At 70.1% G+C, this 8,790-nt stretch carries 7 protein-coding genes and 1 tRNA gene; 4 read left to right on the plus strand and 4 right to left on the minus strand.

Annotated features, from left to right (window positions below; translation table 11 throughout):
* Nucleotides 1-12 precede the first annotated feature (12 nt).
* Nucleotides 13-240: a zinc ribbon domain-containing protein gene (locus ACFVYK_RS11005; RefSeq protein ID WP_389771437.1), complete on the minus strand. Its 228-nt coding sequence runs from the start codon at nucleotides 238-240 to the stop codon at nucleotides 13-15.
* 285 nt (nucleotides 241-525) lie between these two features.
* Here ACFVYK_RS11005 and ACFVYK_RS11010 point away from each other — a divergent pair, with 285 nt between their 5' ends.
* From ACFVYK_RS11010 to ACFVYK_RS11020, 3 genes are all read left to right on the plus strand, one after another.
* Nucleotides 526-2,730, plus strand: a complete 2,205-nt coding sequence (locus tag ACFVYK_RS11010) for a transglycosylase domain-containing protein (protein ID WP_389771591.1) — start codon at nucleotides 526-528, stop codon at nucleotides 2,728-2,730.
* 48 nt (nucleotides 2,731-2,778) lie between these two features.
* Nucleotides 2,779-4,065, plus strand: a complete 1,287-nt coding sequence (locus ACFVYK_RS11015; RefSeq protein ID WP_389771440.1) for a hypothetical protein — start codon at nucleotides 2,779-2,781, stop codon at nucleotides 4,063-4,065.
* Between the two features lie 122 nt (nucleotides 4,066-4,187).
* The gene (locus ACFVYK_RS11020; RefSeq protein ID WP_389771443.1) at nucleotides 4,188-5,360 is read left to right on the plus strand and encodes an amidase domain-containing protein; all 1,173 of its coding nucleotides are present in this window, start codon (nucleotides 4,188-4,190) and stop codon (nucleotides 5,358-5,360) included.
* On the opposite strand, the gene ACFVYK_RS11025 is transcribed toward ACFVYK_RS11020, so the two are convergent.
* The 3 genes from ACFVYK_RS11025 to ACFVYK_RS11035 form a co-directional block, all read right to left on the minus strand.
* Complete coding sequence (locus ACFVYK_RS11025) at nucleotides 5,348-5,926, minus strand: DUF4383 domain-containing protein (protein ID WP_389771446.1); 579 nt, start codon at nucleotides 5,924-5,926, stop codon at nucleotides 5,348-5,350. The genes ACFVYK_RS11020 and ACFVYK_RS11025 overlap by 13 nt on opposite strands.
* 246 nt (nucleotides 5,927-6,172) lie before the next feature.
* Nucleotides 6,173-7,558: a hypothetical protein gene (locus ACFVYK_RS11030; protein ID WP_389771449.1), complete on the minus strand. Its 1,386-nt coding sequence runs from the start codon at nucleotides 7,556-7,558 to the stop codon at nucleotides 6,173-6,175.
* Nucleotides 7,559-7,632: 74 nt separating this feature from the next.
* Complete coding sequence (locus ACFVYK_RS11035; protein WP_389771452.1) at nucleotides 7,633-8,406, minus strand: DUF4097 family beta strand repeat-containing protein; 774 nt, start codon at nucleotides 8,404-8,406, stop codon at nucleotides 7,633-7,635.
* 158 nt (nucleotides 8,407-8,564) lie between these two features.
* On the opposite strand from ACFVYK_RS11035, the gene ACFVYK_RS11040 reads away from it, so the two are divergent.
* Nucleotides 8,565-8,636: transfer RNA gene (locus ACFVYK_RS11040), tRNA-Val, on the plus strand.
* The last annotated feature ends 154 nt before the right edge of the window (nucleotides 8,637-8,790 follow it).

The following is an 8,790-nucleotide window of genomic DNA, read 5'->3' on the forward strand; positions in this document are numbered from 1 at the left end:
CCGTCGCCGCGGTCAGCCGCAGCAGCCGCCGCCGCAGCAGCCACCGCCTCCGCCTCCGCCGCCCGAGCCGGGCGCGGGGGCGGAGGCGGACTTCGTGCCGCCCACCGCCACCGTCGAGAGAAGCTTCACTGTGTCGTCGTGGCCCGCGGGGCAGTCGGCGGGGTCGGCGGACTGTGCCATCGGGCGGCTGACTTCGAAGGTGTCGCCGCAGGTCCGGCAGCGGTACTCATAGCGAGGCATGCCGTCAGAGTAAGGCCCTATGCTCGGTGGTGGCGTCAGTACTTTGACCTCTGTTCACTTCTGTCGATTACTTATGTGGAGAATTTGCGAAGGGCGCTGGTAATTTGAGAGCGCCGTGTTGAACCCCGAGGTCGGGAGGGTTCGAGGTTTGCGGCCGCGTCAACGGCAACCATGTCAGGCCCTCGTAAGTCTGTACGTCTGCCCGCGAGCAATACGGAATGCGGAGGGAGACGCGTCGTGACCCAGGCGGGGCAGGGGGAGGAGCCCCAAAAGCCGGACGAGACCATGCAGTTGAAGGTTCCTGCCTCTTTCAAGGCGGACGAGACCATGCAACTGCGGGTGTCGGATATACCGGCGCTTCCGGACATGTCCGAAGAGGGTGACGACGACAAGACGCGCTCTTCGAAGAACAGGAGAAAGGCCCCGCGCCTTTCACCCCATGTCCGGATATGGGCCGCTCTGGGGCCCCGACTGGCCCCCCTCATCGCCGTCCTGACGCCGTATGTGGCTCGTGTCACGCCGTACGCCCGCAAGCTGCGCCCGCTGTACCCGCGGCCCGGCCGCACCGACTGGCGGCGCTGGATACCCTCCTGGCGCCAGTGCCTCGGCGGCGTCCTCGCGTCCATAGGACTGAGCAGCATGCTCCTGGTCGTGGCCTACGCGGCCACCGACATCCCGGACAACCTGAACACGTACGCCACCCAGCAGGACAACGTGTACTTCTGGGCCGACGGCACGCCGATGGCCCGCACCGGATGGGTCCAGCGCCAGGCGATGCCGCTGAAGGACATTCCCGAGGACGTCCGCTGGGCGGTGCTCGCCGCCGAGAACGCCAGCTTCTACAGCGACCCCGGCATCTCCTTCAAGGGCATCAGCCGCGCCCTGTTCCGCACCATCGGCCAGGGCGACACCCAGGGTGGCTCGACGATCACCCAGCAGTACGTCAAGAACGTCTACCTGAACCAGAACCAGACGGTCAGCCGCAAGTTCACCGAGGCGATGATCGCCCTCAAGCTCGACAACCAGATGAGCAAGGACGACATCCTCGAGGGCTACCTCAACACCAGCTGGTTCGGCCGCGGCACCTACGGCATCCAGCGCGCCGCCCAGGCCTACTACGGCAAGGACGTCGGCGAGCTCAACGCGAGCGAGGCCGCGTTCCTCGCCTCCCTCCTCAAGGGCGCCGGCCTCTACGACCCCACGCTCGGCCCCGCCAACCGCGCCCGGGCCGTCGAGCGCTGGTCGTGGACCCTGGACCGCATGGTCGACATCGGCAAGCTGTCCAAGGCCGAGCGCGCCAAGTACAAGAAGTTCCCCGAGCCGCTCAAGACGAACCCGCTGTACGACACCGGTCAGCAGAGCGACTACCTGGTGGAGCTCGCCTCCCAGTACGCCAAGAAGGCCGGGGACATCTCCGACAAGGACTACGACCTCGGCGGCTACCAGATCTACACGACGTTCGACAAGAAGCGCGAGAGCCAGCTCACCGACGCCGTCACCGCGGCCCGCAAGAAGGCCCTGAAGGACGACCCGAAGAACGCCAAGGACGCGCACTTCGGCGCCTCCTCGGTGGCCTCCGACGGCCGGATCCTCGCCGTCTACGGCGGCCCCGACCACCGTACGCAGGGCTACAACGAGTCCAACGCCACGACCGTCCCCGCCGGATCGGCCTTCCAGCCGTTCGTGTACGCGGCCGCTCTGGAGCACGGCGTCCACAAGACCCGCGAGGGGGACACCGAGACGGTCACAGGACAGACGCTCTACGACGGCGACGACGCGGTGCCGGTGACGACGCCCGAGGGGCCGTACTGGGACCGCAACGGGAAGAAGGCGGCCGCCAGGAACGACGGCGGCACCTCCTACGGGCGGATCTCCCTGCACCGCGCGCTGGAACTGTCGGTGAACACGCCGTTCATGCAGCTCGGCATGGACACCGGACTGGACGTGGTGCGCTCCACCGCCGAGAAGTCCGGGCTGCTGCCCTCCAGCTTCGGGGCCCAGGTGCCCGCGCTGTCCACGGGCAGCGTCACGCCCAGCGCGATCCGCATGGCCAGCGGCTACTCCACCTTCGCCGCGGGCGGCAAGCACACCGAGCCCTACTCGGTGCGCCTGGTCACCAGGAACGGCACCAAGATCGCGCTGGAGACGCCGAGCGCGAGCCGGGCGTTCGGCGCCGAAGCGGCCGAGGAGGTCAACTCCGCGCTCGCGGACTCCTTCCGCACCGCCCACCCGGACGACGTGCCCGCCTCGCAGGCGCAGTCCACCCGGACCGGCTCGCTCGGCCAGGTCGCCGGGAAGGCGGGCACCACCCAGAACGACACCGCCGCCTGGTACGTCGGCACGGCCAAGACGGTGTCCACGGCGGTCGTCGTCTACCGCATCGACCTCGGCAAGAGCCTCGAACCGCTTCCCCTGAAGGGCATCGCCGGCACGACCCGAGACAGCGTCCCGTACGGCATCTGGTCAGGTGCCATGAGCCCGCTCGGCTGACCACCGAACCGGCACCCGCGCCCCCGAACCCCGGAGAATGATCCGCCCATGAAGTCACCGTCGGGCCGCCGCCGCAAGGCCCCGGCAACAACGCGCCGCCCCGCTGCCACGCACCCGGGGTTCCTCACGCTGGCGGCGCTCCTCGTCGTCGCGTCCCTGGTCGGCGGCTACCTGGTGCTCAACCGCACCTCCCACACCCAGCCGACCGCCTCCTCCGGGGACAGCAAGAAGGCGTCGGCGGAGGCCACCAAGGAGCCGAAGTGGGACGGCAAGACCCATGTCCTGGGGGACGGCTCCACCTCCTACACCGGGCCGCAGACGGGGCAGCTGAAGGCCGTCCCGCTCAAGCCCGGCGAGAAGCCGCCGCAGTTCGTGGTGTTCTCCTGGGACGGCGCGCTGCAGAGTGACGACGGTCTCTTCGAGCACTACCGCAAGCTCGGCGAGCAGTACAACGCCAACATGACGTTCTTCCTCACGGGCATCTACCTGCTGCCCAAGAGCAAGAAGGACCTGTACTCCCCGCCCCAGCACCCGGTGGGCTCGGCCGCGATCAGCTACCCGACCGACGAACACATCCGCACCACGCTGGAACAGCTCGGCGAGGCGTGGAAAGAGGGCAACGAGATCGGCACCCACTTCAACGGCCACTTCTGCGGAGCCAAGGGCGGCGGCTTCTGGAGCGTCGACGAGTGGAAGAGCGAGATCGACCAGTTCTACAAGTTCGTGGAGAACTGGAAGACCAACACCGGCTACAAGGACATACCCCCGCTGCCCTTCGACTTCAAGAAGGAGGTCACCGGCGGCCGGGCGCCCTGCCTGGAGGGCCAGGCGAACCTCCTCAAGGCCGCCAAGGCCTACGGCTGGCGCTACGACGCCAGTTCCTCCGGCGACTTCCAGATCTGGCCCACGAAGAAGAACGGCCTGTGGGACTTCCCCCTCCAGGCGCTCCCGTACGACGGCGGCAAGTACCAGGGCCTGTCCATGGACTTCAACTTCCTCGCCAACCAGTCCGACGGCGAGCCCGAGGGCGACCCCGCCAAGTACCCGCAGTGGGAGCAGGAGACGCTCGACGCCTACATGGCGGGCTTCAACCGGGTCTACTACGGCAGCCGGGCCCCGCTGTTCATCGGCAACCACTTCGAGGAGTGGAACGGCGGCATCTACATGAAGGCCGTCGACGAGGTCATCAAGACCGTGTGCACCAAGAAGGGCGTCAGGTGCGTGTCCTTCAAGGAGCTGTCCGACTGGATGGACGTCCAGTCACCCGCGACGCTGGAACGGCTGCGCAGCCTTGATCCGGCCCAGAATCCCGACTGGTCGACAGTCGTGAAGTGACCCGCCCGGGGGCGGCGGTGACGTAACCAAACCTCAACCGCTACCCCCTTCACAACCGCCGCACACCCCGTGCAAAGATGCCCTCCCGGCATCCCTCCGCCGGGGCAAGAGGGGAAACACCAGTGAAGTCAAGGAAATTGAGCGGCACGCGCCGCCGCGTCACGATACTCGGGGCAGCCGCCACCTCGGTCGTCGCCGGGGTCGCACTGCTGCCCAACTGGTCCGCGGGCGCCGCGGTCGTCGACGACCCCACGGTCGACGCCCGGACCAAGGCCACCTTCCAGCGGCTCGCCGACGCGGTCTTCACCGACCGCACCGACGCGCTGGTCACCGGCGCCCAGGGCGACCGTGACAAGCCGCTGGCCAACGGCTTCTCCGGCGACGTCAAGCTGTCCTCCGGCACGGCCCGCACCGAGGACGCCACCCTGTCCTCCCTCGGGCAGCGCAAGGACAAGCTGGCGAAGGCCGGCGAGAAGTACAGCGAGGCCACCACCACCGTCACCCTGAACGCCACCCGCGTGACGGGCCGCACGGCCAAGGCGGACGTCACGGAGACCACGACCCTGACCTACGCGCAGGCCCGCGGCAACGCGCCGAAGACCACCGGGTTCCAGGCCACGCACGAGCTGACCTTCAGGGCCGACCGGAACGGCGACTGGCAGCTCACCACCATCCGGGACACCGACCAGGGCGGTCTGGCGGTGAACACGCTGTCCAAGCCGGTCTCGGTCAAGACGGCGACCACCGCCGACGACACCATGCCGAACGCCCCGCGCGCGGCCACCACCCGCAACCCGGTCGCCGTCCCGAAGACCGGCACCGCCTACGACTACAAGGCGATGGCGGCCTACGCCGAGAAGTACGTGTACACGTACAACAAGGACTACCCGGACTACAACAACCACACCGCGGGCGGCGACTGCACCAACTTCGTCAGCCAGTCGCTGAAGGCCGGCGGCTGGAAGCACGTCCCCGGCTACGTGTACGACTACACGAAGTGGTTCGGCAACGCCGACATCCAGTCGGACTCGTTCGTCGGCGTCAACGAGTGGTCCTGGTTCGCGCAGAACTCCAAGCGGACCACCCCGCTCGCCAACGTCTACCAGCTCGAGGTCGGCGACGTCCTCCAGATGGACTTCGACCGCGACGGGTCCAAGGACCACACGATGATCGTCACCGCCAAGAGCAACGGCGTGCCGTACGTGACGTACCACTCGAACAACACCCTGCGCCGGTCCGTCGCGAGCCTCGTCTCGTCGTACCCGACCGCCTACTTCTACGCCTACCGCACCTGATCGGACGACGGGGGCGACGAGGAAGGCCAGTTCTCCCTGAGCTCCCGGTGGCGGTCCCGCTCCTCCACGAGGTCGGGATGGCGGGACCGCCAGTAGGGGTTGTCGTGCGGCAGGGCGGAACCCACCCTGCCGTACATCCCGAAGACCATCAGCAGGATCCCGATCACGAAGCTGAGCATGCAGTTCTGGATCTCGAAGGCCAGGAAGTTGTAGTCCGTCTGCAGCAGGGCCATGTTCAGGAACCCGCTGAGGATGAACAGGACGCCGAGCGTCATGTTCAGCGTGGACGCGAAGTTCCCGCCGATCACCATGCCCACGAAGAGCAACAGCCCCACGGCCACCGACAGCCAGCTGAGCGCGCCGTTGGTGTTGAGGCTCCACACCTGGTCCCCGCCGGTGTCGAAGAAGCCGATCTTGTCGATGATGCCGAAGATCCCGAAGACGAGCAGACCCAGGCCCATGAGCCCGGCGCCGATGCGGTAGACCAGGTTCAGCCGGTGGTCGAGCGGCAGATGGTCGTTGAACCTGATACGCCGCGACTCGGAACGCACCGCGTGTGCCGCCATCTCCGCCTCCCGGAGGGTGAGTCGTGCCGGCGTGGTGGGACAGGCCGACGAGGCCGTACCCCTCTCAATATCCGCCCGTCGAGCCCGACGGGCAACGCCGGCCCGTCGAGCCCGGCGTCCCGCGCCGGCCCGTCGAGCCCGGCGTCCCGCGCCGGCCCGGGGGCCGACGTCCCGCGCCCGCTCAACCGTCCCCGCGCCTGCTCGAACCCCCGCGCCCCGCGGCCGCCCCGGTGCTCGTCGCGGGCGTCAGTGCCCCGCGCCGCGATCCTCGCGGATGGCGGCCACCACGCCGGCCACCGTCCGCCGGACGGCCTCCGTCTCGGTCAGGAAGTGCCAGTAGTCGGGGTGCCGGCCCTCCAGCGTGACGATCGCCTGCTCCAGCCGGGCCACCGCGTCGTCCAGCGGACGCGCGTGCCGCGGATCGGGCGTGTTGCGGCCCGCCATGGCCAGCCGCTGGGCGTCGCGGATCGCGAACCTGGTCCGGTCGATCTCCGCCCGCGGATCCTTCTGGACCGCGTTGAGCCTGGTCAGCCGGTCACCGGCGGCCGAGACCGCCTCGTCCGTGGTGTTCAGCAGGGCCCGCGCCGTCGACAACAGCGAGGTCGCGTCCGGCCACCGCTGCGCGTCGCGCGCCGCCCGGGCCTCGTCCAGCTTGGCCTCGGCCTGCCGGACGTGCTCCCCGGCCTGCTCGGGGACGTGCTGGAGGTCCTGCCAGCAGGCGGCGGAGAAGCGCCGCCGCAGCTCGCTCAGGATCGGCTCCACCTGGTCCGAGCGGGTGGTCAGCGCCTGCGCGCGGGTGCGCAGCGAGACCAGCCGGTGGTCGATCTCGGCGGCCCGCTCCGGCAGCCGCCCGGCCTCCACCCGGACCGCCTCGGCCTCCCGCGAGACCCGCTCCGCCCGCTCCAGGGTGAGCGGCACCCCGTGCTGTCCCGCGCCCTGGTTCAGCTTGGTCAGCTCGGGCGCCAGCGCCGCCAGCCGCGCCGCCAGATCGTCCGCCCTCAGCCCGCTCTCCCGCACGGCGTCCAGGGCGTTCGACGCCGCCAGCAGCGTCTGCCGGGCCCGTTCCACGGCGGGCGCGAGACGGGCCAGCTGGGTCTCCGCCTTGCCGAGCAGCGGGCCCAGCCCCTCGGCGAACCGGTCCAGCTCCCGCTTGACGCGGCCCAGCTCGTCCTTGGCGCGGGTCAGCTCGGTGCGCGCCTGAGACGCCGCGGCGGCCTCCAGGTCGTCCCGGTCGAGGTCGTGGGCGTCGACGGCGTCGATGTACTGGCGGCTGGCCTCGTCGATGCGCCTGCCGACGGCCTCGAAGTCGGACACCGCGCGGCGGGCGGCCGGCGTATCGTCCACCGCTCTGATCGTCTCGATCGAGATCCGCAGGTCGCGTTGGGCGCTGTCCAGCTCGTAGAAGGCGGCCGCCGCCGCGTCCTTCGCGGCCTGGGCCTCGGCCCGCTGCCCCTCCGCCCGCCCGCCGAACCAGCGCCGGGTGCCGCCGCCGGCGAACGCGGCGGGCAGCGCCAGGGCGAGCACGAGAGGAAGGACGGCGAGGGCGAGGGAATCACGCAGAGCACGGCCGCGGGCACGGGCCCGTGCGCGCGGCTTCGACGGCGAATACGGCTGCGATGGTGTCGCCGTCACATCCCTCTCCCGTGCTGTGATCCGCCCTGCCCGGTGTCATTCTCCCACCCGTTAAGGACGAACACACGGGCCCGTTAGTTCGCGTTCCGCACCGTGACTTTGCCGTCGGCGGTGCGCGCGCTCACCACGTGCGCGCTGGACTCGTCGCGCGGCACGGACACGTCCACTCCGCCGTCGCCGGTCTCGGCGGTCACCCGGTAGGAGGCCGCGGGCAGCGCGATCGTGACGGACCCGTCCCCGCTGACGGAGTCCACCCGGTCGGGCACGGTGCTCAGGTCGAGGCGGACCGAGCCGTCCTCGGTGCGGGTGCGCACCGAGCGCGAGGAGACCTCGGCGCGCACCGAGCCGTCCTGCGTGCGCAGGTCCAGCGGCCCGCTGGAGTCGGTGACGTGCACGGAGCCGTCCGCGGCGTGCACGCTCAGCGCCTCCCGGAAGCCCTGCGCGCGGACGCTGCCGTCGTCGTCCTCGACCTTCACGGCGACATCGCGGGGCACCTCGACGCGGTGCTTGGCGGAGCAGTCGGCGATCACGCCCGAGCAGTGCAGCCGCAGCGTCAGCCGGTCGTCCTTCATCGACCATGTGACCTCGGGGCTCTCGCCGACGGTGACGGATCCCTCGAACCACCGGGTGACGGCGACCGTGCCCGTCTTCGCCGCGTCCGACGCGACGATCTCCAGCGCCGAGTCGTCGGAGTCGATCGTGAGAGTGGAGCCCTGCAGGGCGAAGGAGCGGTGGTCGGGGTGCTCGTCGTCGGCGGCGGACGCGCCGCAGCCGGCCGTGCCGGCGGCGAAGGCCACGACGACCGCGGTGACGAGGACCGCGCGGGCGGAAAGGGCCGTACGGGCCATGGTGTTCTCCCCCTGAGCTGCTGGACGATGCGGTTACGACCCTAGGGAGACGGGGCCGTCCGGACGATCCGGCAGACTCCCGGACACGGGGTGGGGATAACCCCCGACAGGGGTTTGCGGGGCACGGCCCCGGTCCATGTAGGCTGTCGACTCGTCTCGGGTGCGTAGCTCAGGGGTAGAGCGCCTGCCTTACAAGCAGGATGTCGGCGGTTCGAAACCGTCCGCGCCCACCGAGGACGACGCCGGACGTGCCAGGCGTCCCGACCGCGGCCCTCCGGAACGGTACGGAGGGGCGCCGAGGGGGGCCCATGGTGCGGATGGGGTCAGACCCCCCGCGGGCACCCTGCGGGGCCCGCGGCCCGACACGCGGGGCAGGGGCTGGGG

Source organism: Streptomyces sp. NPDC058291 (assembly GCF_042880855.1).
GTDB lineage: Bacteria > Actinomycetota > Actinomycetes > Streptomycetales > Streptomycetaceae > Streptomyces.